Origin of the sequence: Sporosarcina sp. P25, assembly GCF_002743235.1 — a bacterium.
GTDB lineage: Bacteria > Bacillota > Bacilli > Bacillales_A > Planococcaceae > Sporosarcina > Sporosarcina ureae_B.
In genome coordinates this window covers 1-23886 of record NZ_PDYV01000006.1, presented here as the reverse complement: position 1 = coordinate 23886, position 23886 = coordinate 1, and the positions used below count along the sequence as shown (strand labels likewise).

26 protein-coding genes and 1 riboswitch are annotated in these 23886 nt (G+C 44.0%); of the genes, 9 read left to right on the top strand and 17 right to left on the bottom strand.

Annotation, left to right across the window (positions count from 1 at the left end):
- Nucleotides 1-158: 158 nt before the first annotated feature.
- The 3 genes from CSV70_RS07085 to CSV70_RS07075 all read left to right on the top strand — a co-directional run bounded on the left by CSV70_RS07085 (nt 159) and on the right by CSV70_RS07075 (nt 2109).
- Nucleotides 159-1286 (top strand): CAP domain-containing protein, encoded by a 1128-nt coding sequence (locus tag CSV70_RS07085; protein WP_099660936.1) that lies wholly within the window; start codon nt 159-161, stop codon nt 1284-1286.
- 98 nt (nt 1287-1384) lie between these two features.
- On the top strand, nt 1385-1834 hold the full coding sequence (locus CSV70_RS07080) for a hypothetical protein (protein ID WP_099627716.1): 450 nt from the start codon (nt 1385-1387) through the stop codon (nt 1832-1834).
- Nucleotides 1819-2109, top strand: coding sequence for a DUF2653 family protein (locus CSV70_RS07075; RefSeq protein ID WP_099627715.1), 291 nt, complete (start codon nt 1819-1821; stop codon nt 2107-2109). The genes CSV70_RS07080 and CSV70_RS07075 overlap by 16 nt, the downstream gene beginning before the upstream one ends.
- A gap of 217 nt (nt 2110-2326) precedes the next feature.
- On the opposite strand, the gene CSV70_RS07070 is transcribed toward CSV70_RS07075, so the two are convergent.
- Nucleotides 2327-2935, bottom strand: a complete 609-nt coding sequence (locus CSV70_RS07070; protein WP_099660935.1) for a superoxide dismutase family protein — start codon at nt 2933-2935, stop codon at nt 2327-2329.
- Between the two features lie 442 nt (nt 2936-3377).
- Entirely contained in the window at nt 3378-4058 is a 681-nt protein-coding gene (locus tag CSV70_RS07065; protein ID WP_099627714.1) for a phosphoribosylaminoimidazolesuccinocarboxamide synthase, read from the bottom strand.
- Nucleotides 4059-4318: 260 nt separating this feature from the next.
- Nucleotides 4319-4427: riboswitch (TPP riboswitch) on the top strand.
- 70 nt (nt 4428-4497) lie between these two features.
- Here CSV70_RS07065 and CSV70_RS07060 point away from each other — a divergent pair.
- The 4 genes from CSV70_RS07060 to CSV70_RS07045 are packed head-to-tail and all read left to right on the top strand — an operon-like array spanning nt 4498 to nt 7070.
- Nucleotides 4498-5097, top strand: a complete 600-nt coding sequence (locus CSV70_RS07060) for a thiamine phosphate synthase (RefSeq protein ID WP_099660934.1) — start codon at nt 4498-4500, stop codon at nt 5095-5097.
- A complete protein-coding gene (gene thiS, locus CSV70_RS07055) occupies nt 5081-5287 on the top strand; it encodes a sulfur carrier protein ThiS (protein WP_085132461.1) in 207 nt (68 codons plus the stop codon). Before CSV70_RS07060 ends, thiS begins: the two co-directional genes overlap by 17 nt.
- Nucleotides 5284-6057, top strand: coding sequence for a thiazole synthase (locus tag CSV70_RS07050; protein ID WP_099660933.1), 774 nt, complete (start codon nt 5284-5286; stop codon nt 6055-6057). Before thiS ends, CSV70_RS07050 begins: the two co-directional genes overlap by 4 nt.
- Nucleotides 6054-7070: a ThiF family adenylyltransferase gene (locus tag CSV70_RS07045; protein WP_099660932.1), complete on the top strand. Its 1017-nt coding sequence runs from the start codon at nt 6054-6056 to the stop codon at nt 7068-7070. Before CSV70_RS07050 ends, CSV70_RS07045 begins: the two co-directional genes overlap by 4 nt.
- A 402-nt stretch (nt 7071-7472) precedes the next feature.
- Here CSV70_RS07045 and CSV70_RS07040 read toward each other — a convergent pair whose 3' ends face one another.
- The 4 genes from CSV70_RS07040 to CSV70_RS07025 all read right to left on the bottom strand — a co-directional run bounded on the left by CSV70_RS07040 (nt 7473) and on the right by CSV70_RS07025 (nt 11131).
- The gene (locus tag CSV70_RS07040; RefSeq protein WP_099660931.1) at nt 7473-8165 is read right to left on the bottom strand and encodes an ABC transporter ATP-binding protein; all 693 of its coding nucleotides are present in this window, start codon (nt 8163-8165) and stop codon (nt 7473-7475) included.
- 3 nt (nt 8166-8168) lie between these two features.
- A complete protein-coding gene (locus CSV70_RS07035; protein WP_099660930.1) occupies nt 8169-9239 on the bottom strand; it encodes an ABC transporter permease in 1071 nt (356 codons plus the stop codon).
- Between the two features lie 16 nt (nt 9240-9255).
- Nucleotides 9256-10548 carry a globin-coupled sensor protein gene (locus CSV70_RS07030; protein WP_099660929.1) on the bottom strand — a complete coding sequence of 431 codons (1293 nt, stop codon included), beginning with the start codon at nt 10546-10548 and terminating at the stop codon, nt 9256-9258.
- Between the two features lie 136 nt (nt 10549-10684).
- Nucleotides 10685-11131, bottom strand: coding sequence for a hypothetical protein (locus CSV70_RS07025; RefSeq protein WP_099660928.1), 447 nt, complete (start codon nt 11129-11131; stop codon nt 10685-10687).
- Between the two features lie 128 nt (nt 11132-11259).
- Between CSV70_RS07025 and CSV70_RS07020 the strand changes: the two genes are divergently transcribed.
- Entirely contained in the window at nt 11260-12141 is an 882-nt protein-coding gene (locus CSV70_RS07020) for a MerR family transcriptional regulator (RefSeq protein ID WP_158232352.1), read from the top strand.
- Here CSV70_RS07020 and CSV70_RS07015 read toward each other — a convergent pair.
- The 5 genes from CSV70_RS07015 to CSV70_RS06995 all read right to left on the bottom strand — a co-directional run bounded on the left by CSV70_RS07015 (nt 12138) and on the right by CSV70_RS06995 (nt 17566).
- The gene (locus CSV70_RS07015; RefSeq protein WP_158232385.1) at nt 12138-13541 is read right to left on the bottom strand and encodes a cryptochrome/photolyase family protein; all 1404 of its coding nucleotides are present in this window, start codon (nt 13539-13541) and stop codon (nt 12138-12140) included. The two genes, CSV70_RS07020 and CSV70_RS07015, sit on opposite strands and share 4 nt — an antisense overlap.
- Before the next feature lie 23 nt (nt 13542-13564).
- Nucleotides 13565-15298, bottom strand: a complete 1734-nt coding sequence (locus CSV70_RS07010; protein ID WP_099660925.1) for a DUF2207 domain-containing protein — start codon at nt 15296-15298, stop codon at nt 13565-13567.
- A gap of 91 nt (nt 15299-15389) precedes the next feature.
- Complete coding sequence (locus CSV70_RS07005; RefSeq protein WP_099660924.1) at nt 15390-15884, bottom strand: DUF1648 domain-containing protein; 495 nt, start codon at nt 15882-15884, stop codon at nt 15390-15392.
- 16 nt (nt 15885-15900) lie between these two features.
- Nucleotides 15901-16287, bottom strand: coding sequence for a hypothetical protein (locus CSV70_RS07000; protein WP_085132450.1), 387 nt, complete (start codon nt 16285-16287; stop codon nt 15901-15903).
- Between the two features lie 82 nt (nt 16288-16369).
- Entirely contained in the window at nt 16370-17566 is a 1197-nt protein-coding gene (locus CSV70_RS06995) for a class I SAM-dependent rRNA methyltransferase (RefSeq protein WP_099627704.1), read from the bottom strand.
- Between the two features lie 527 nt (nt 17567-18093).
- Here CSV70_RS06995 and CSV70_RS06990 point away from each other — a divergent pair.
- A complete protein-coding gene (locus CSV70_RS06990; RefSeq protein ID WP_099629591.1) occupies nt 18094-18831 on the top strand; it encodes an MBL fold metallo-hydrolase in 738 nt (245 codons plus the stop codon).
- A 193-nt stretch (nt 18832-19024) separates the two neighbouring features.
- Here CSV70_RS06990 and CSV70_RS06985 read toward each other — a convergent pair whose 3' ends face one another.
- From CSV70_RS06985 to CSV70_RS06960, 6 genes are all read right to left on the bottom strand, one after another.
- Nucleotides 19025-19855, bottom strand: coding sequence for an undecaprenyl-diphosphate phosphatase (locus CSV70_RS06985; RefSeq protein ID WP_099660994.1), 831 nt, complete (start codon nt 19853-19855; stop codon nt 19025-19027).
- Between the two features lie 277 nt (nt 19856-20132).
- Entirely contained in the window at nt 20133-20765 is a 633-nt protein-coding gene (locus CSV70_RS06980) for a response regulator (RefSeq protein ID WP_099660923.1), read from the bottom strand.
- Nucleotides 20740-21783: a sensor histidine kinase gene (locus CSV70_RS06975; protein ID WP_085132446.1), complete on the bottom strand. Its 1044-nt coding sequence runs from the start codon at nt 21781-21783 to the stop codon at nt 20740-20742. The genes CSV70_RS06980 and CSV70_RS06975 overlap by 26 nt, the downstream gene beginning before the upstream one ends.
- Nucleotides 21780-22481, bottom strand: coding sequence for a cell wall-active antibiotics response protein LiaF (liaF, locus tag CSV70_RS06970; RefSeq protein ID WP_085132445.1), 702 nt, complete (start codon nt 22479-22481; stop codon nt 21780-21782). The genes CSV70_RS06975 and liaF overlap by 4 nt, the downstream gene beginning before the upstream one ends.
- Nucleotides 22482-22531: 50 nt before the next feature.
- Entirely contained in the window at nt 22532-23164 is a 633-nt protein-coding gene (locus CSV70_RS06965) for a PspA/IM30 family protein (protein ID WP_085132444.1), read from the bottom strand.
- A gap of 15 nt (nt 23165-23179) precedes the next feature.
- Nucleotides 23180-23524, bottom strand: a complete 345-nt coding sequence (locus tag CSV70_RS06960) for a lmo0954 family membrane protein (protein WP_099629587.1) — start codon at nt 23522-23524, stop codon at nt 23180-23182.
- Nucleotides 23525-23886 lie beyond the last annotated feature (362 nt).

Genomic DNA, 23886 nt, shown 5'->3' with positions numbered 1-23886 from the left:
CGCCACCGAACATGCCATCCACTCCTTCCAAACTTCCATTCTTTTTTTAGTATACCCTTTTTCCTGCTACTCTGTAGGAAAATTTTCAACATTTCATAGTTACCACTGTATTGCTGAGGGTGAAACAGAGTATAATATGATGGAGGAGTGGGTTTCTTATGATAAAACGCCTGTTTCAGTTACTCTTTCTCGCAGTACTACTCTACGCCTTCAAGCCTTTATGGGAAGGCCCGGTATCGGAATACGTGGACTTATCGTTTCTCGAACCGCTTGATGCCAAAGTAGAATCCGTGCTGAACGAGGAAGTAGTTGGATCTGCGCTTGACTATACAAAAGAATCGATTGTCAATTTTATTACATTCGTTTCCGATAAAGCTGTCGGAAGCAAGCCCCCAGATGAAGTGGCCCAACCTGTGCTCGATGCACCGGCAACAGGCATTATTTCCATCCACAATATCGAAATCGGCGCAACCGAAGCGCAAGTGAAGGAAAAGCTCGGTGAACCTATGCGAAAATCCGTCAATGAATATGGAACGGAATGGCTGACGTTCCATGACAATTATCAGAACTTCGTCATGTTGTCATACGATATCAAACGTCGCGTCAATGCGCTCTATACAAATGATCGCCTCATCGCTTCATCCATCGGCATCGAGTACGGTGTGCCGAAAGCGGAAATACGTGAAGGTCTCGGCGAACCGATCTCTGAAATACGTAAAGGGACAAACATCTATAAGTTGCAAAATGATGAAGGCATGGATATCTTTCATTCCGACGGTCTCTATATCTACGTCTTTTATGATCTGCATAAGGCGAATACGGTAACTGCAGTACAATTAATAGCCGATTCGCTAGAGCAAAAAAAGTCCGCGCTCTATGCCCCTCAAAACGATGCGATGCGTCAAGGCTTTGAGATGCAACTATTTGATTTGACGAATGCGGCAAGAGTTCGACATGGCCGCTCCATTTTAACATGGGACGAACTTGCATCCGAAACAGCCCGTCTGCATAGTACAGATATGGCAGTACAAGATTATTTCAGTCATGAAAACTTACAAGGCGAGTCCCCTTTCGACCGGATGAAAAAGCAAGGAGTAACGTTCGTCAGTGCGGGTGAAAATCTAGCTTACGGTCAATCAAGTAGTATTTTCGCACATGAAGGGCTCATGAATTCAAAAGGCCATAGAGAAAACATATTAATCCGTGACTACCAGTTCCTTGGGATCGGTGTAGACTTTAATGACAAAGAACAGCCATTTTATACAGAAAACTTCTTCGCCAAGTAAGGGAATTTCCTTTCATTACGATCAGTTATCCAGTAAAATAAAGAGAAGGGCTTTGGTAAATCCAAGACCTTCATTACAGCACTAAAGGAGATTTTCAATTGAAAAAATTTGCTGCATTTTTCCTCGCTGCGACATTGATTTTGTCGCCAATCGGGAACATCATCTTCCAAGATGAAATTACTGCCGAAGCACGTGGCTATAAGTCCGGTAAGAAGAGTTTCAGTACACCAAATCGTGTGCAACCGAATAAAGCAGAAAAGAAACAAGACACCAATCAAAGTAATGATAAAGCAACAGCAGGTAACACAGCGAAGAAGCCAGGCGGAATGGGTGGCGGCTTGATGAAAGGTCTATTCGTCGGTGGACTTGCAGGTCTATTATTCGGTAGCTTGTTTGCGAATATGGGTATGCTCGGCTCCATTATGGGCTTGATGATTAACGTGTTAGCGATTGTCTTCATCATTTACATGGTTCGCAAGATTTTCGCGATCTTCAAAGAGAAAGAGCGTAAACGCAATGAGGATATGAATCAATGGAACAACAGATAATCTACGAACAAGACGTAGTGAATGCGGTTTGTGTCTTAATTGCAAAAGAGTCACGTGCAATGCCAGACGACGTGGAAGTCGAACTTGCTTACGATGACGACACTGGGTTTTCAGCAGATGCAGAGCTTAACGGCAAAATGCATCACTTGGACACTTCCCGTCTCGTCGAAGCGCTTCGCCTTTGGATTGAGCAGTATCTCGATCAAGATCCGATGGCAGCAGGCATTCAGCTAAAGCTGGATGATGAAGAAGGGATTATCGCGATCGTTCGATAATCAACAGGACGCCCCTTTCCGGGAGGGCGTTCTTTTTTTCGTCTGTGGGAATGAAGAGACCGTTAGAAAGAAGGATGGTGATATGCATTCTTCCATTTTATCATTAGGATCGAAACCCCTTGTAAATACAGATTATCCAGTTCTTATATATTTCGATTAAGACTTCGTCCACGCGAAAAAAGGATGCCCCACACCTCGGGACATCCTGCCTTACCTCTTACTTCATATTCTCAGATGTAATCTCTGCACAAGCAAATGGTGTTCCTGAATTGCCTGCTGGATCGGTAATGTTATCATCTGCGCCTTCATGGATAATCAATGCACTTCCATCTTCATCCATTAACGAATTTTCTTTTCCAGACTCAAGCGTAACTGCATCTGTCGTCACAGTAACTTTTGCGTTACCTTCTTCATCCGCCACAAGATTCTCCAAATCTCCTGCGTGGTGTCCTTCTGGATTCTCTAATCCATGCTTTTTATCTGTTGGGTTGAAATGACCGCCAGCAGACTCTTTAAAGTCCGGTGCAGTACAGACGCCCGTTTCATGGAAGTGCATACCGTGTTCTCCTGGCTCAAGGCCGGATACATCGATATCCATTGCTACTCCAGATGGCCCTTGCGTTAGCGTTACAGAACCAATTTCTTCTCCATCCACATTTATAACCGGTGCCATCACTTCAGGCTCCACTGTCTCCTCTTCTACAACTGGATCACCCGTGCCGTTCACCGGTTCTTTTTCTTTTTCATTTCCTTCATCCGTAGCGCCCCCGCAAGCTGCCATCAATAACGCTGAGCTCAATGCAATACTTGGTAATTTCCACATCATTAAATTCCTCCTTGTATAAGTTATGTAATTCATTGTTCATTACTGATTGGATAATGAACTCATAGTGTGTAGTGTACCCCATTTCTCAAAATTCTAACATGTATCTATCATTTTAAGAGCGGATTGCGGACTGGATAGAGCGGTTACCCTGTGACATTGAGCGTTTACCGCTGGACTTTGAGCGCTTTACGCCCGACATAGAGCGTTTACACAGACACATTGAGCGCTTAACGACAAACATAGAGCGCAACCGCATCCCCCTTCCAACAAATAAATGAAAGCCGCAGACAGATTAAAGTTTCGCTGATAGAAAAGGCCCTTTCATTAGCTAGAATTCACTACCGCACACTGGTGATAAAGCAAACTATGTATCGCCACACACACTGGTTGCTAGTATAGGAAATATAAAAAACCGGAAACATTTTTCGTTTCCGGTCAAATTTTATGAGAATAATATCTTTTCTAATTCCATTGGTTCAATATATGTATCGCCTCGATAAACGCGCATATTGCCTCCTGAAATTTCATCGATCAACATGATGTTGCGCTCAGGATCGCGACCGAATTCCAATTTGATATCATATAGTTCTAAACCTTTTTCCGCCATCTCTTTTCGTACTACTTCAGAAATTTGCTTTGTTAATTCTTTAAGTGTCGCATATTCTTCATGCGTTAAAATGTGAAGTTGTGCCAAAGCATCTTCCGAAATAGGTGGATCTTGACGTTCATCGTCTTTCAGCGTCACTTCCACGTAAGCATCCAGTACTTGTCCTTCTTCAGCGTATGCACCGAATCTGCGCAAGAAACTTCCGACCGCACGGTATCGACAAATCACTTCTAATCCTTTACCAAAGACCGTAGCAGGCTTCACCGTCATCGTCACTTCATCCAGATCGGCATCGATGTAATGTGTCGGTACGTTTTGCTCCTCCAATTTCTCGAAAAAGTATTTCGTCATGCGAAGTCCAGACTTCCCGGCACCTTCAATCGTCAGGCCTACTGTGTTGGCACCTGGATCAAATACACCATCTTCCCCTGTTACATCATCCTTGAATTTCAATAGCACGTGGCCATCTTCCAAGCGGTAGACGTCTTTCGTTTTACCAGAATAGGTTAATTTCATCCGTACGATTCTCCTCTATTCATAAATGTGTACTACCTATTCAGTATAAAGCACTTTGACGAGAAGAAAAAGTATTGTTTGACAAAAGTTGATGGACGTCCAGGTCATTTTCACAAAATAATCTTATACGTAGGATAATTAATACAAGTGAATTGAGGTAAATGAATAAAATAGTTTGACGCAATCATCTTCTAATTTTTATGAAGAAACTCTTTTCATTCTCTCACACACATGATACGCTAGTTCTGAAAATGAAATATTTTGACCATTAGGGGAATCCTTTACAAGGACTGAGAAAAGAGTGTGGCTCTGAAACCCTTATTACCTGAACAGGTTAGCACCTGCGGAGGGAAGTGGCGAGTCGTTCCGTATGTATTTCTGTCGACACATCCACCACTTTCCGATTCGGGAAGTGGTTTTTTCTATTGGAGGGGCATGAATGAAATTACTTGGCGTGACCGATGACCGTCTTTCGCTTGATGAACTAACACTTCACTTGCAACAGACAATACCGTTTCTGGATGCTATGATCTTGCGTGAAAAGTCCAAGACAGATGAACAACTGATAGATGTGATTTCACGTCTTGCGAATAGTGGATTCCCACTTGAAAAGCTCATTATACATGCCAGACCTTACGTAGCCAGCAAGCTAAACCTTTCGAACGTGCAGTTGCCGGGCTATGGCATGAGTGTACGGGATGCACGTCGGAAGTTTCCCGAGCTAACATTCGGCTGCTCGATTCATTCAATAGAAGAGGCAAAAAAAGCTACGACAGAAGGAGCAGATTGGCTCTTATACGGGCATGTTTTCGAAACAAAATCAAAACCCGGCCTACCAGCACGCGGTACCGACGAATTGTTTTCTATTGCGAAGTATAGTTCGATTCCCGTATATGCAATCGGCGGAATTCAGCCACATCATTTGCCTGATTTGCAGCGAAACAACGTAGCAGGCGCGGCTGTATTATCCCCTATGCGGTCACTAAACGTTTTACAGAGTTATAGAAAAGGAGAGGCGTTTAATGGAGAAAATGATTGACTTGAACGGAAAGTCGTATTCAGTCGTTCCGGAAGTAAGGACGATTCAGCAGTTACTTGAGCATTTAGGACTTGGTGATCGTATTTTGATTGTGGAGAAAAACAAAGAAATTTTGCAAAAAGAGTACTACGATGCACCGATTATGGATCGAGACCAAATTGAAATCATTCATTTTGTAGGAGGCGGATGAAGATGTTAAAAATTGCAGATAAAGAATTCTCTTCACGTTTATTATTAGGTACAGGGAAATACCCTTCATTTGATATACAAAAGCAGGCAGTCGCAGAATCAGAAGCAGACATCCTCACATTCGCGGTACGGCGCATGGATATTTTTGAAGCATCGCAGCCTAATTTTCTAGAGCAATTGGATTTAACTCGCTATACATTGCTTCCAAATACTGCAGGTGCAAGCACAGCAGAAGAAGCCGTACATATCGCGCGTCTCGCAAAAGCATCCGGACTTTGTGACATGGTAAAGGTTGAAATCATTGGGTGCAGCCGTTCATTGCTGCCAGACCCTGTAGAAACATTACGTGCTTCTGAAACGCTATTAGAGGAAGGCTTTATTGTATTGCCTTATACGTCAGACGATGTAGTACTCGCAAAAAGACTATGCGAATTAGGCGTTCATGCCATCATGCCGGGCGCTGCGCCAATCGGTTCAGGCAGAGGCATTCTGAACCCGCTGAATCTGTCATTCATCATTGAGCAGTCCAATGTCCCCGTGATCATCGATGCAGGCGTTGGCTCACCAAAAGACGCAGCATTCGCGATGGAGCTCGGAGCAGACGGTGTCTTGTTAAATACAGCAGTGTCAGAAGCGGCAAATCCTGTCATGATGGCAGCCGCAATGAAGATGGCGATTGAAGCGGGACGTCTCGGTTATAAGGCAGGACGTATGCCAGTACGTGACTATGGTGTAGCTAGCAGTCCCACTGAAGGACTTGTGACAAATTGATTGGTAAATATTCTCGGCAAGAGCTGTTTACACCGATCGGACTGGTTGGGCAACAGCGTATTCGTGAAGCAAAAGTTTTCGTCTTAGGAGCGGGTGCACTCGGTTCTTCTGGAGCGGAGATGCTAGTCCGGGCAGGTGTCGGTGAACTGACGATTGTCGATCGCGATATTTTGGAATGGACCAATCTCCATAGACAGCAATTATACACGGAACAGGATGTCATCGATCAATTGCCAAAAGCAATTGCAGCGGAAAGCCGATTGCGCGCTATCAACAGCGATGTGAAAGTGCGTGGGATTGTGGCGGATGTGACGCCAGAAAACATCCTCGAATTATTCGAAGGCCATCAATTCATTCTCGACGGCACAGATAATATCGAAACTCGATTACTGGCAAATGACGCCGCATTACAACTGGGCATCCCTTTCTTCATGGGTGCTTGCGTCGGGAGCTACGGGCTGACGTTTCCTATTGGTGTAAAAGAAGGCTCACCCTGCTTGCATTGTCTGCTCGAAGCGTTACCGCCACAGTCATTGACATGCGATACAGTCGGCGTCATCTCGCCAATCGTCGTCACGACGGCCGCCCGTCAAACCGCCGAATTGCTGAAGTGTATAACGGGCGCGTCGATGGAACCGCGTCTAGAATCCGTCGATCTTTGGACAGGCGAACGTGCTGCAATGGACGTGCAAAGTATGAAGAAACCCAGTTGTCCAAGTTGCTCAGCCACTCCTGTCTACCCTTATCTGTCTGCCAATGAAGTCATTCGGACTGCCGTGCTGTGTGGACGCGACACTGTACAACTAACCTGGCCGAAGCACCGACAAGTGGAACTATTACCATTCGCCGAATCGATTCGCGGTATTGTTTCTAATTTAAAGCAAAATCCATATTTGGTTTCCTGTGAATACAACGATCATCGACTCGTATTATTCCGTGATGGCCGGATGTTGGTGCATGGAACGAAGGATATTATGGTAGCCCGGAAGATTATCTCCGGTTTATTGGGGTAATGCTTGGGGTTTAGAGCGTTCGTGAATGGGCTATGAGCGGTTTGCACGTTTGATAGAGCGGCTAACATGTGTGATAGAGCGGTTACCCATGGACTATGAGCGGATAACACGTGTGATAGAGCGGTTAACACGTGGTATAGAGCACTCACCCATGGACTATGAGCGAATACCACGTTTGATAGAGCGCTTAACACGTGGCATAGAGCACTCACCCACGGACTATGAGCGGATAACACGTGTGATAGAGCGGTTAACACGTGGCACAGAGCGCTTCCCCCGTGTATAGATCACTCACCCCAATTTCATGAGCATACCCAATAAATCCTCCAATAAAAAACGCTTCGGAAAGCCATAAATAGCCGTCCGAAGCGTTTATTTTTATTATTTACCGAGCTATTCCACTCACTCATTTAAATCCGTCTCAGCCACACTCTCCAGCCTTAACACACCATCCGTCATCTTGTACACCTTATCCACGTACTTAATCAACCGCACGTCATGTGTCACGACAATGGTCGCTGTCTGATTGGTCTTCGTTTCATTACGCAATAACTCCATTACCTCGAACGCCCGATCCGAATCAAGTGAAGCGGTAGGCTCATCTGCCAAAAGAATTGCTGGCTTACTGAACAACGCTTTAGCAATCGCCACACGCTGCCGTTCACCGCCCGATAAATCAGAAGGATAATTTTTATGCAACTTGGTAATACCCAAATCCTCGTATAACTTACGTTGCTCGTCTTTCGACATATTGCCTCTCTTTACTTTATTCAGCAATTCAAGTTGCTCGTCGACAGTTAGAAACGGCACGAGGTTGGAAGCCTGCAATATAAATCCGATTTCCTGTAAACGGATTTTTGAACGTTGCTTTTCATTCAGTTGCGATAATTCTTTCCCGTTAATGATGACTTGGCCTTCGCTTGGAGATTGTAGACCGCCAGCCACTGTCAGGAACGTACTTTTTCCTGACCCTGATGGACCGATGACTGCCACCAATTCACCACGCTCAACTACGAAATTTGTCTCTTTCATCGCTTCTACTAACGTATTGCCTTCACCGAACGTCTTTTTTGTATTTCGTAATTCCAGTACCATCGTTTACCCTCCTATCGCTTCTAGCGGATCAATTCGGATAATCGTCCAAACCGAAATGACTGCTCCGAGAATTGCCACTACTATTAAGACCAAACCATAAATTATCATGGTAGGTATATCAAACATGATAGGAACTGCATTTGGCAGGAAGCTTCCCGCAAGCAACGTCAGACCGAACGCGAGGACTACTCCGATCAACGCAAGAATGAACGTCTGCGCGATTACTGATCTTGCCAAATAAGCACTGGAAATTCCTTGCGCCTTCATCAGACCAAACATGCTGATTTTTTGTACTGTCAATACGTACAGGAAAATCGCAACGATAGCAGCTGAAATGACGAATAGGAAGTAAATCATATACGTTAACGTCAAATTTTGCTCTGTATAACCTGGCAGATTCTCAATAAACGTTTCCGTTTCAATGATTTCCGTATTGTCAGGCAAGGAAAGTGTATCCCAGTCTTTGTCTTTGATGACAATCGCATTGACCATGTCTTTATTCATTGTATAGGCGTCTCCATATTTAATTTTCTGCATATCATTTAACTTCATATAGAGAATAGGCGATGCATTGAAACGAGCCTTTTCTGTAAAGCCGACAATTGTCAGTTCCGTATTAGATGAAGATAACTCGAGTGTGTCCCCGATCTTAAAGCCTTCATCTTTCAACACATCAGATGCCACGACACCGTTTTGAACATAAAATGTCGGGTCTCCTTCACTGACTTCCGGCTTGATGAACTCTTCTCTATCAATACCGAAGAGCATCACATTTTGCTTGGTGGCACCATTGTTTGCGATGGCACCCATTTGACTGACAACAGCCGTTTCTTTCGCATTCAACTCTTCGGCTACTTCCTTGTTAAGTGCCGATTCATACAAACTCTTATCAGATTCCTCTGTCAGTAAAACGGCATCGACTTTCCATGTATCGATCGCTTCTCTGTTCATGCTGGCTAATCCATTTGCCAGTCCGGATAGGAAGAACACGAGGAAAGACACCAATAGCAAAATCGATGTAATGAGTAAAAACCGTAATTTATTCTTTTTTATTTCGCTCCAGGCTAAAAACATGCAGACTCACTTCCTTTTATAGGACATTTATCGCTTCTTCCAACTCATAAGAAGTTGAAACGACTTCTTTCGATACATCGCCAATTGATGTAATGACGCCTTGCAAATTTTTCATATGATCTGAAAAATGCTGGATATCGTCAATCGTCAAATGAACCGTCTCTGTTATGTTCCGAAATGTTTCTCTAGTTGTTTCCGTTTCTTTCATGCCCATATCCGCAAACTTCGTGACGGTATCTATCGCATCATGAACGGCTCGCGTCTTCGCCTTCGACTGCGCGACGAGTTGTGCAATATTTTCTGTCGAACGTTTCGTCTGATCAGCTAGATTTCGGACTTCATCCGCCACAACCGCGAAACCTTTTCCATGGACACCCGCACGTGCCGCTTCAATTGCAGAATTCAGTGCTAAGAGATTGGTCTGATCAGCTATATTTTTCACTAACTGAACGACTTCTTCAATTTGAATGGATGAACGATTCAGTTCTTCAATTAATGCCGCCATGCCTTGTGTTTCCTTAACGATCGTCTCCGAAGTGACCACCATCTGTGCCATCTGTTCGATTCCAGACTGCGCTTGATCTACTGAAGTTTCGGAACGGACAATACTTTCTTGAATTTTCCCTTCGAGTACGGTAGATTGCTCAATCAAATCGTTGACGACTGCATATGTTGACTCGGACTTCCCTTCAATCTCCAGCGCAATACTACCAATTTGTTGCTTGACGCTATTTTTCACTTGTTGCTGATTTGCATGAATTGCGTCATTCGTACTCTTTTCGAATGCCTCAAGAACCAACTGCTTCTCGAAATTCAAAATCTTACTTAACGCCACAATCATTTCATGCTCTTCTGCACGATCTAATTCTAAATCAAATAATATATCGAGCATCGTTGAATGCAAGTTTTGAAAAGCCGCGATATACCATTTAGGTTCCAAACCAATGCGTAAATGAGCACCAGCTACTTTACTTCGATTGATCAAATAGGCTTCATTAATCACACCGTCGAATAATCCCGCGAGATGTATAGCTAGCGTCTTACGTAAATAATCGGTTGTACTGTACTTTTTAATCATTTGAGACAATGTAGGAACGGCTATCACACTAGAATAAAATGCTTCTACAATTTCATCCATCCGGTCGTTCATCGGGCCTTTTAACGCACGTAAAAGTTGTAAATCTCGCTCACTTAATTGAATAGCATCTAACTGCAATTGAATCTCTTTAGTAGGTACTTGCAAGTTGATAGGAACAGCGGAAATAGATCGGACTAGTGATGGGGTTTTGCGTTTTTTCGTACTCCACATATTGGAATTCTCCTTTTCTTCCACTGGCACGAACAAGCTGCTGGCTTCTAAGTTGTTAATACTTTGTACAATGTTTAGTTTACTTGATTATACATAGATCTACCCATAAACACTAGAATAATTGATGGGTATAGACTTATTTTATACTTTTTGATTTCTTGCTGATCAAAACTCCTACGAAGAAACCATAGACAGCGTGTCCGACCATCCACCAGAACAAGGAAACCATATTCGTGACAGGGGGCGTACGATCAGAAAAAGAAGTTGTCGGATACAATAATAATCCGATGGCTATATTCACTAGAAAAGGGAACAATATCGCATGATTACGAATGAAACCACTACTCTTATCATACAGAATCACCAATATGATACAGAGAACAATTGAAACAATCAGATGGAAAAACACTTCAATCACTTCTGGAAATGCATACTCTTTTACGATAGGTATGTAATCAACATTCAATAACAAAGTATATACTTTGTGACCTGTAATTGACTGCATAAATTTTAAGAACATAGCGAGAAAAACACCAGTTAAGAGGCCAATCCATATACCTTGTACAATATATTTAGTTTTCATCTAGACACCTTCCTACACTGTAAAAATAACAGATTTGACTTAACTCGTCAAATCTATGTATAATGTTAGACATGTAGAATCGGGCGATATTGGATCGCTACTTATAGTATATAGAAAGGTTGATCACTTTGAAGCCATCATCTGAAGCCCCTACGTATACAATTAAACAGGTTGCAGATCAAACAGGCTTGTCGCGGCAAGTTTTGAGGAAGTGGGAAGAACGTTATGACATCGTTATTCCACAGCGACTAGATAATGGCTATCGAATTTATCACGACGAGGATATCCGGTTATTTTTGCTGATGAAACGTTACGCAGAAGATGGTTTTGCGCTATCGCAAGCAGCCGAAATGGCGAAATCCCAGAAAAACTCCACACTTCCATTGAATCCAGAAAATACGTATGTAGAGGATACATTGAGCGACTTATTGCGCCACGGTAAAAATTGTGATGAACTAGAATTAAACTTCTCCTTGCAAGCCGCCTATCATAGATTAGGACTTGAACATTATCTTCAGCAAATCGTCATTCCATTTTTGCAGGAAGTAGGCGATCTCTGGGCAAGTGGTGAATGGGACGAATATCAAGAAGCCTTGTCGAGTCTGGTTGTACGCGATCAACTCGTCCAGCTACGGCGCAACTTCCAATACCGAGAAGACTCGCCCATACTGCTTGGCGCTTGCCTCCCTAATGAATCACATGAAATTCCGGTGCATATTTTTTTACTGCAACTGATGCTAAAAGGTTGGCGTACAGCGATGATTGGATCATCGCCGGCTCCGGGCGCGATCCAGTCTCTTATAGAAAAGATCAAGCCTGTCAAAGTGTTGCTGTCGGCATCCACTACGTTTCCATTTGAAGAGAATCCACAGATGATACAAGAGTTAGACGAGTTTGCAGGCCAACATCCTCATACCGAATTTTATCTAGGTGGATACGGAGCGTTCATTTGGGCTGACCGGCTGAATTTACAACATATTCATCTGCTTGAATCTATCGATGAAATTTAAGAATTTTTACATGTATCATACGCTGCCAATGCACGGGCACGGGCAGCTTGGTGGTCCACAATCGGAGCCGGATAGGATGTACCAATCGTTACTCCTGCTGATTCCAAGACATCATTCGGTGCTTCTGCCGGTTGAAATACATACTTTACTGGCATGTCCGTCAACTCGGGCAGCCATTTTTTTATATACCGCGCCTCTTCATCAAATTTCTTAGCCTGAAGGATTGGGTTAAACACTCTAAAGTACGGCGAAGCATCAAAACCGCTGCCCGCCACCCATTGCCATCCCATCGCGTTGTTCGCTAGATCCAAATCCACCAGCGTCTCTTCAAACCACTCCATACCTTCACGCCAGTCGATCAATAAATGTTTAATCAAAAAGGAAGCTACGACCATTCGCACACGGTTATGCATATAGCCTGTTTCCCATAATTCACGCATTCCGGCATCGACTAACGGATAACCGGTACGTCCTGTTTTCCAAGCCTCCAGCTGATCATCAGCTAGTTGCCACGGAAATTTTTCAAACTCTGGTCGCACAGGTTTCGTCAACATCTCTGGAAAGTACAGTAGCTGGTAATTATCGAAATCCCGCCACGCCAATTGGCGAATAAACGCTTCCACTTGTTGATCACCGACGTCTTCCGCTGCAACTAACGCGCCGTGCCATAGCGAACGTACGCTTACATTCCCCCAAGCCAAGTAAGGCGACATTCGTGAAACACTAGATTGGGCGGGGAGGTCCCGTCCTACTAAATAATCGTACAAGCCACAGTCTCGGAACGTTTCCCAACACTTCATCGCGGCTCTTTCTCCAGGTTGCCAATGATTTGCGAGCTTGTCATACCAACGAACATCCGATAACAAACCCCATTCATCGGAAGGCAATGACTGAAGTTCAGCAGTAGACGGCATGAGTTCAGGAGTCGCGAGCGGTGTCGCTATCAGTTCTTGTCGCAGTCGCTTCCAAAACGGTGTAAATACTTTATACGGCTGATTGGTTTTATTGAAAATCGCATCAGGCGCAACGAGTAATGACCCTTGGAATGAACGCACTTGAACACGTCTTTCCTCACAAGCCTCCGCTACTACACGTTCTGCTTCCCGGCTTTCGGGATCATATAATTCATTGAACACAAGCTGATCGGCTTCGCTTTCATCTAGCAACTTCATCAGCTGTTCGACATGTTGCCCTTGACGCACCACGAACTGAATTTGTTGCTTCGCAAAGCGTTCGATTATTTCCAGCAAGCTGTGATGCAGCCACCAATCGGATGCTGCATAGCGCGTTTCTGGCAAAATGAAAACGGGCAACACTTCACCATGCGCTGCCGCCTCCACCAATGCAGGATGATCATGCAAACGTAAATCTTTTCGGAACCAAACTATTGTTTTACCCACTCTATTCACTCCTTTTACTTATCTTAAAACGCACCCGATCCACCGCCTCCACCACCTGTTCCGCCTCCACTGCTACTGCTACTGTCACTACTTGGAGCGTTGTTCGATACATTGGTCGACGCTTGATTGAAAGAACCTGTTAGGAATATAGGATTGTAGACAACACCGCCATAATAGGAATTTCCGTACTGTGCGTCTGCCGTATCCTGTCGATGTCTTTCATCATAACGAGTGCGATGTTGATCAAGCTGCTTTTGGACACTGACGAAGTCCTTGTAATACGCGTCCAGTTCGGGATGCTTTACACCTACTCCATAAATTAATACACGGAATCGATCATCAAGCGATAAGCCTTCCCATTTCTTCGTATCCAGTTCCTTCATCCATTGACTTACTCGCTCCCACTCAAGTTTGAGCAAAGTCCCTTCATAATTACACGGACTGTAAAACAATGCGAATCCAAATGCACCTAACGTCAAAATCCCTACTAGAACTAGTTGCAAATATAACGCATAATAGATAAAAAAGATGGCCAATCCAATTCCAAGTGTACCGATTAAACTTAGGATTACGCGTTCTTTTATAGTCTTGGCCTTCACTTTGTATTCATTCAACTCTGTTTTTAAAAGATCTTTCCACATGATAAATTTCTTATCAAATGCTTCATAATTCTTCTCTTCTTTCGTGTAACTTTTCAACTTGCCCAATGTGAACTTTTGATCCTGGCCGATTTGGAAAAATAGCAGCTGAATTAATTGCTTCTCGTGTTCTAATTTTACGTTCGCATCGACCAATTCAAACTCCTCATCGGATAGTTGTTTCACATTCCCTTTACGAACGAGATCAAGCAATGCGGCGGACATTAGCTCGATGGAAGCTGCTCCATTCTTGAAAAGAAGTACAGCCGGTAAGCTCATATCATTCGTGGGAACGTAAAAGCCATTCGACTCCATTTGATAGTGCGCTTCCTTCCTATAGCTTTTCCTTCTCGCATTCGCGAAAAAGCCAATCAAACCGACTCCAAGAATACCCGCTGCTGCACTCACACTACCCACAGTGCCTACAATCTTTTGACTCTCAATGAATTTCTCATGTAGCATAGCTACCATTTCCTGATCTTTTTTGACCGTTGGGCGAATGTCGGCATCTACCGCGGTCATGGCTGGAAATAAAGACGGTTCATAGATCACGCGAATATCACCATTGTTTCCCGCATGGACTTTTCCCAATGAAAATACGACCGTTCCATTCGCTTGTACTTCCCCTGTCTCTTCCGCATTGTCATAGCCGATGAACATTACGTCAGACGCTTTACTAGGAGGGATGATGGTAATCGTCATATTGCCATAATCCGTTTCATTACGACGATCAAAAAATGGCCAATAGAACTGCGCGCCATCTGTATATTTTTCCATTCCATTTCTAATCGTGTACTGCAAATCAAAGACTATGACTTCGCTGTCTCCTTTGCGGTGTACACGATATTCCGTGTCACGCTTCTCAATCTCTAACTGTTTACCCTTTTCAGAGGCTTTAAAGTCTTCAATTGAAGCTTCATTTTTCGGTTGCATTTCTCGAATAATTCCGTTAAATCCACTGTCAAAATCATACGTATGCTGCTCGTTAACCTGAACGGTACCATCCGCTTCCAACTGCGCGTTGATTTTTACGTCCGAAATGCTGAAATCTACTGCCCCAGCCGTTGTCGGCAGAACAAAGAAGGCTAGTAAAGAGACAAATAACAGTTTCCATTTCATAAAAAATCACCTCTTATCAGGAGTATACGATAAGAGGTGATCAATAGATTCGTTTATTGGCAGAATGTTAGGAATACATTTCAGGCATATTCTATAACTTTAGTACTTTATACAAATAGACACCCATCGAACCAAATAATAGTGCAAGTATCGTGATGAGCAAAGGCATGTTCAATGATCCGATTCGAGCCAAAGCGATATCGACCGACTGCCATATGAGAAAGACAAATAGTAGTGTCGAAATGTTTTTCATGACATTCATGAATAGCACGCCATAGCGGTACTGGATTTCTACGTTATCAGGACGCAAATTCAAGTAGTTATACGTATGCGGATACTTCTCCAGCTTCCACATCCCTACCCACATAACGATACCAATGACTGGTAACAGCAGTAATTCCATTCTCGAACCGTAACGGTCCACTTCCCCATTCGCTCCAAAATGCGCAGGAATACGATCCGGCAATTGATTCCACTGCAACACTAAATAGACGAGAGCAGCAGCGAATAAAGCGATAACCAACACATCGAACGCTTTTGCAACAGCAGGTTTCTCTATGTCTAGCTTCGGTTTTTTCGTCTCCATACTCTCGCCACCTAACTTATGATTCCGTTGCGCTCGTCATTTCAAATACATCAAAGACGTTCTCTTTAATATTGAGCGACATGATCTTGCCTTGTTTCTCATAGAAATGAATGGATCCTCTGCGGTCTTCCAGCATCTCCGTCCAGCCCCATTCTTCGATCGTACGCAAATAATGATCTGGCGGATTGCCTTCCGAGTCACCGATGCCTTTCAACTTATACTTCGCCGATTTAGTAATTTCCCCTACGCAATCCTCTGCTTTCACTTCATAAGCTTCTTTTGGAACAGGGAACCCTTGATTGATGATCGCCATGCGGTAGCCGTCTTCCTCGCTATACACATTGGAACAGCCAGTTAGTACCAAGACAGACAGCACAGCCAACAGCGCAAGTACTCGCTTCATATGTTTACCTCCCGTTTCACGACTTCATTGAATCCATCGTACTAGGAAATATTGACATTGTCACTCTACTTTTTGTGACGAATTAACGCAACTTCTGCACAATAACGACTTTTAAATAATTAAATTCAGGATAATCACGCGGCGTACGGAAGTCTCTTGGTAATGACGATTCTTCGAGTACTTTATAGCGCATATCCGTCTCCTTGAAAGCTTGCTCAATGAAGCCTTTGAACTTCTTCATACTAAAGCTCGCGTTATTTGTGGAAGCTACGATAATACCGTTCTTCTCCGTAACCGCAATCGCTTCTTTCATCAGCATAGGATAATCCTTCGCTGTACTAAACGTATACTTCTTCGAACGCGCAAAGCTCGGCGGGTCCAGTACAACTAGTCCGAATTTCATGTCATGACGCTTGGCATAACGGAAATAGTCAAAGACATCCATCACTTTAATATCCTGCTGCTCGTAATCGATACCGTTGACACTGAACTGCTCGATTGTCTTCGCGACACTACGCTTCGCCAAATCCACATTCGTCGTTTTCTTCGCGCCACCTAAAATAGCAGCAACCGAAAACGCTCCTGTATAAGAGAACGTATTCAACACTTCGCGACCTTCCGCATAGTTGTCGCGAATCGCCTCACGTACATCGCGCTGATCAAGGAAAACTCCCGTCATCGCACCATCATTCAAATCAATCGCAAAGTTCATGCCATTTTCCTTGACGATGATCGGAAAATCTCCAGGCGTCCCTTGAACGAAATCATCCTGTTCCACATACTGCCCTTGTGAATCAAAACGCTTCTTCTCGTAAACCGCTTTGTAACCCCCACGCTTATCCAACACGTTATACACGTGATGACGGAACGCATAAATCCCTTCACTATACCAGCTGACCATATAATAGCCATCGAAATAATCGATCGTCACGCCACCAATTCCGTCGCCTTCTCCATTAAACAAACGGAAAGCCGTCGTATTCGGATCTTTCATATACGCGTCACGACGCTCAAACGCAGTCGCCATTTTCTGATCGAAGAAATCAAAGTCAATCTCTTCTCTCTCATTCGAAGTCAGCACCCAGCCAATTCCTTTATTTTGAATTCCATAATAACCTGTAGCCAAATATTTATGATAACGATCCGTCAGACGAATCAAACTACCTTCCTTCGCCTGAATCTCACTACTCATCACAGCATCCTTCAAAATCAAAGGATACCCCTTCTTCAAAGCCACCGTGCCCTGTGCATTTAACTGTATTTCAACTAATTTACTCATATCGTCATCCTCAAAGTGTATTTTCTCTATTATCGCATGGATGAACCAAAAGTGAAAGCGGCTCGACAGGATCGGCAGGCATAAGACGGGCTGGACTTGAGGCGCCTTTTGCCTCACGACCGGCACGGCTTATGACCCGAGATCCTAGCCGCTTGAACTAGATGAACCAAAAGTGAAAGGTGGCGTTTAGAGTCGGCAGGCATAAGGCGAAGGTGCGAAGCGGCGCTTTTTGCCGCACAGCAGCTTTGACTTATGACCCGAGACTCTGCCACCTGCAACTAGATGAACCAAAAGTGAAAGCGGCTCGACAGGATCGACAGGCATAAGACGGGCTGGACTTGAGGCGCTTTTTGCCTCACGACCGGCACGGCTTATGACCCGAGATCCTAGCCGCTTGAACTGGATGAACCAAAAGTGAAAGGTGGCGCTTAGAGTCGGCACCTCAAAAAAAAACACCTACTTTACGACTTTTCCTCACCCTTCACTTACAATAAAAGTACGTAAATAACCAAACAGGAGGAATTCACATGAACATCATCCCTTTAGGCATCTGGGGCGGCTACCCGAAAGCAAACAGCGCCACCTCTTCATTTCTCATCGAACACGAAGGATTCCATTGCCTGTTCGACTGCGGAAGTGGCGTACTATCTTCCCTGCAAAATCATATCGCACTGGAACAGCTCGACGCGGTCGTCATCAGCCACTATCACGCAGATCACATCGCAGACATAGGAAGCTTGCAATATAACCGGTTGATTCAGTACTACCTTGGACACCCTTCCCCTCCACTGCCGATTTACGGGCACGCGCAGGATGAAGAACAATTTGCGAAGTTGACGTATAAAGAGCAAACACAAGGTATTGAAATTCAAGAAAATCAATCCGTTCAAATCGGCCCGTTTACCGTAACATTTTGTCCAACTATCCATCCCGTCTACTGCCTAGCCATGAAGTTCACAGTAGAAGGCAAGTCTGCGGTTCTCACTGCCGATACGGAATGGTCGGACAAGCTCGTGGCATTCTCGCAACATGCCGACATCGTATTCTGCGAGGCCAATCTATATGAAGAACACCTCGGCAAATCACCAGGTCACCTAGCAGGTAGCCAAGCAGGTGCACTTGCACAGCAAGCCGAAGTCGGGCAACTCGTCCTCACCCATCTGCCACATCACGGGAATATCCATGAGATTTTGAACGAAGCAGAGAAAACGTTCAGTGGTTTGGTGGAAATTGCAGAAGTAGGAAAGAGGTATACAGTAATTTAAAGCCGGAACAGTAAACTGGTGAGTATGAAGGGGTTGCAACTCCAGATAGGGGACGCTTTCCCATGGGCCCAAGCCATACCCGCAGGAAAGCGTCCCCTCCGAAGCGCAAATCCCCTCCCTATCCCCGTCAACCTATCCTATTTCATTCCACATAAAACGACCTCTGCAAATTCTGCAAAGGTCGTCTAACTTCTTATAAAAACACAATCATTGCCAAGATCGCTGCCAGCACAATACGATAAATTGCAAACGGCATCAACTTGACCTTCGAAATCAACTTCAAGAAGAAGCGAATCGAAATCAGCGCGAATACAAACGCACTCAAGAAACCAACCACATAGAATCCTATGTCATCCATCGACATATACTCCCAGTTCTTCAACACCGACACAAGACTCGCACCCATCATAATTGGAACCGCCATGATGAACGTAAAGTCAGCAGCCGTCCGGTGATTCATCCCAAATAACACACCGCCTGAAATCGTCGCACCCGAACGTGAAAACCCTGGCCACAATGACAAACACTGAACCAACCCCACTGTAAATGCCTGTTTATATGTAATCTGATCCAGCGTCTGTACACGTGGATTTTTCGGTCCAAATTTATCCGCTGCAATCATCAACACCGCACCTGCAACTAGCGCAAAAATAACCGTTTCTACACCGAATAAATAATCATCAATTAAATCTTTTAGTGCAAAACCTAAAATAACAGCCGGCAACATACCAACGATTACGTGTAGCAAATTGAAACGCTCGCTCATCTTGACTCCGCTATCTACTTTATACAAACCGACTAAACTAAATAACCGTTTCCAAAACACAACGACTACAGCCAAGATCGAACCGAGCTGAATCACTATTTTAAATGTAATCGCGGGATATTTCCCAAGGAATTCTTCTGTCTTCAGCCACATATCATCGACAATAATCAAATGACCCGTCGAAGAAACAGGCGCGAATTCCGTCATACCTTCTACAAACCCTAAAATTAGCGCTTTTATTAAATCAAATAATTCCATATGACTCTCTTTCCGCGAAGGTTTCCCTTCTGCTATTCTATTTTCTTTTACCCAGTCTACCATGACGTAACAAATAGTGGATAAGTTTCCGGCGGAATATTTTTTATCCACATGTGCATACTTTTTCGTTTTCGCATAAAACTGAATACTTATACACATAGTGCGTGGATAGATTGTGGAGAAGTCCGTGACTTCAGACTATTCTAATTAAAAATGCTGTTTATCCACAGTTTTATCGTCTATCTACTACTATGTTGAAATTTTTACTAATAGACTATCAAACCGTTAATTTGTTTTGAAACGCATAAATAACCGCTTGAGTGCGGTCTTGGACTTCCAATTTGGATAATACATTACTGACATGGGTCTTAACCGTTTTTAACGCAATGAATAGTTCATCCGCAATTTCCTGATTAGATTTACCTTTGGCCAATAATAATAATACTTCTAGCTCACGATCGGTTAAATCTTCATGCAAGGCATGTGTCTGGGCACCGCGCATTTTTGTCATCATTTTAGATGTCACTTCGGGCTCGAGTACCGTTTGCCCTTGCATAGTTTCCCTAACAGCATCCGCCACCCGTTTCGCATTGGATGTTTTTAAAATATAACTGACAGCACCTGCTTCAAGTGCGGGGTATAATTTATCGTCATCGAGGAAACTCGTGACGATGATGACCTTCGCTTCCGGCCAGTTAGCGATAATCGCAGCCGTCGCCTCGGCGCCATTCATGACAGGCATGACCATGTCCATCAAAATAATATCCGGACGCAAATCCAGCGCTTTCTCAACGCCTATCTGACCATTTTCCGCCTCCGCAATCACTTCGATATCCGGTTGCATTTGCAAATACGTCGATACGCCAATGCGCACCATTTCATGATCATCTACCAACAGCACTCGAATCATCTGCCAGCTCCCCTTTCAAAATCGGTAATTTCACTTCTATGATCGTTCCTTGAGAAGGTACCGAGACAATCTTACAACTGCCACCGATCTCAATCGCACGTTCCTTCACATTCTGCAGACCATAAGATCCACCTTTACCATCATCCTGCTTAAATCCAACGCCATTGTCTTGCACGCGCAAAATCGCCAATCCATCACGTTCGATTAATAAAATTTCTACTTCCGTCGCCTGTGCATGACGAAGTGTATTCGACAATGTTTCTTGTGCAATTCGGAATAAATGATCTTCCGCACCTTTAGATAGCTCGATATCTTCTAATCGATGTGTAATATCAAACGTCACTTTTTCCTGCAATTCACTCAATAACTCTTCGAGACCTTTCGCAAGCGTTTGATTATGCAATGCGGCCGGACGTAAATGTAGAAGTAAAGCTCGCATTTCTAATTGCGCTTGTTGAACCATTCTTTCTACTTGCAGTAACGGCTTGCTTATCGGACCTTCTTCCGCTTGTTCCGCAAGTGCCGACAACAACATAGATGCCGCGAACAATTGCTGGGACACAGAGTCATGCAGTTCTCTCGCCAATCTTTGGCGTTCTTGAATGATCCGTTCCTGAATGATTTTATCTTGTGTCTCGACACGCTCATCAGTAATCTTACGCAAACTGTTCCGCTGTGCTTCGAGTACTTCATAAAGCTGTTCAATGGAACGATTCGTCTGTTTTTTCATTTTATTTGAGCTCGTAAATTCCTGTTTAGCATATAAATGCTGCAGTTTTCCGGTAATAATATTTTCTTTCATCCTACTGTTCAAGCTGACCCAGCTAGCAATTCCTAAACCGATGATGAAAATTGTTGTGAACAACCAAACGAGCAACGGCATATCCGCCGCTTCTGTATCGAGTAGCAACCTTTGATATTCCGCAATCGATACATCAATGAACAAATAGAAAAAGACCGCGACGATCAAACTAAACATCAACGTCAAGAAAATGGTGCGACCAATGATTGCCTTCATTTTCTACGCACCTCCACATCGCCGATCCAAGTAAATACCGAAATAATCAACTCGGGATCATTCGGCCGCTTCGTTTCATAGCCATCATGTTCTTGTAAGGTTTCATTGAACAATTGCTTTTGGGCCTTGCCTAAAATATTCGCTTCACCGTACAGCGTGGCATAATGAATTCGCACTGGGATATCATAAGGTAGTTCAATACGCACTTTACCAAAAATTTGCCGAACCGAAATAAACGAAGCCCCTTTAGGCAATACCGTATCGGTCACATCGACATGCACGTCACCGAAAAACCCTTGCATATGAATATCTTCCCACTCATACGTCGCGAACGGAGTCGATTGGATCGAAAATAAGCGGTTTCTCCACATACCTTGCGATCGTCTAACTCGAGGCTTTTGTAAATCACCAAACACTTCACTAGCCGGTATGCCTTTCCATAGCTTCATTATAATATACAAGACAATGGCTAAAATCAGCAGCCGCACACTCCATAATGTCAGAAGTGCAATTACGATAAAGACAATTCCTGTGATCGCTGTCCATTTCCCACGTTTTCGATAACCGTAATCGAGAAATCCCCAACCGAGAAGGAGGAAGATGAAATTACCGTTTGAAAACACCATGGATTCGACGAAAGCAATCGTCAAAAGAGCAAGCACATATACCGAAACTTTAGTAGAATCCTTCTTAGCCATTCCATACTCTCCCTTCTCGATAGAGGAAGCGCGATGCTTCCTCTTATAGTTTACACAATATCTTGAGATTTTGCGTTAGATTTCTCTAAAGAATCTAGACGTTGCTCCATTGACGAGTGCGTTTGCGGCGTTCTCGTTCTTCCACCCAGATTTTCGATGTACGAATGCAAGTCATCAAGCGTAGAAAATGACTGATCGGGCTTAACGAATCGATCCATTTTTTCTTGCGCGCGTGTCACATTCTCTTTGCCCATCAATTGTAACTGGCGAACACGCATATCCTTCACGCGATGCTTCATCTCTTCAAATTTCCGTTCCAATGACAGCAATTCTTTCGTAGCGTCTTGGATACTCGTAGACAAACGGGCAACTCGTCCTTCATATGCTTCTACTTCTTCTTGAGCGAACGCGATCAACTCTGCATCTCCTGTCACTTCAGCAAGTTCTAGCTGACGACGACGTTTCATCGCCATCAAATCCGCGTCCTGACATTCGGTTTCTAATTCTTCTTTCAGTCTTCCTTGACGTTCAAGCAACTTACCGATTTCCGCTGTTTGCTTTTGCGCATCTAGGAAATACTGATTCAGTAACTCCAGCGGATTTTCTTTCTTCTGCGGCTTTTCCATCAAACCATTCAACTCTTCTTGTACTGTATATTTCAATTTGTGCCAAAATGCGTTCATAGTGCATCTCTCCTTTTATTTTGTCAGTTCATTCCACTGGCGTTCAAAGTTTGTGAACGGGTCATTAGATATGACGTTCGGGTTTACATTGCGGTCTTTCCATTTGCGATATACATAATAGACTCCAATCAACGCGATGATCCCGATGAATGCGCCGATATTTGAAATCGAGCCGATAACACTAATGATCAAAACCGTCATCCAGACTACTTTCGCGAACATCGACTGGCTCTTTCTCCAGTAGTGGTAGCTAACCAGTGCGATCGCGCCTGTTACGGCTAAAACAATGATTGGACCTACGTTTAGCGCTAGAATTAAACCTGCTATAATGCCTAGTAAAACTAATCCAAGTTTCTTCATGTTGATGTCCTCCCTTCATTTGTATCCTTAGTTTATAATGAATTCCCACTTTCTCCGACGGTCCCATAGCGGATTTCTTACTCAGACTTAAGGCTGAGTGTGAGTAGGTACAGAAGCCAGGATATTTTTTTGGCAGAAAGACTAACCCACTCCATATCCTGTTGGAAGTGGGTTGTGCGTGGCTCGACTGGTTGTTGGGTACTAAAATTAGCGAGGGTATGCTTTCTGGACCCGCGCAGGCACGTGGGGGATTGCCTCCAGCCCTGAGCCAGCTGGCGATAGTGCCCGCCAGTTGTCTCAGGGCCACGGCCTACCCCGCAGTTGTGCCTGCGCTACTGTGGGAAAGTGAATTAGTTTGTGTT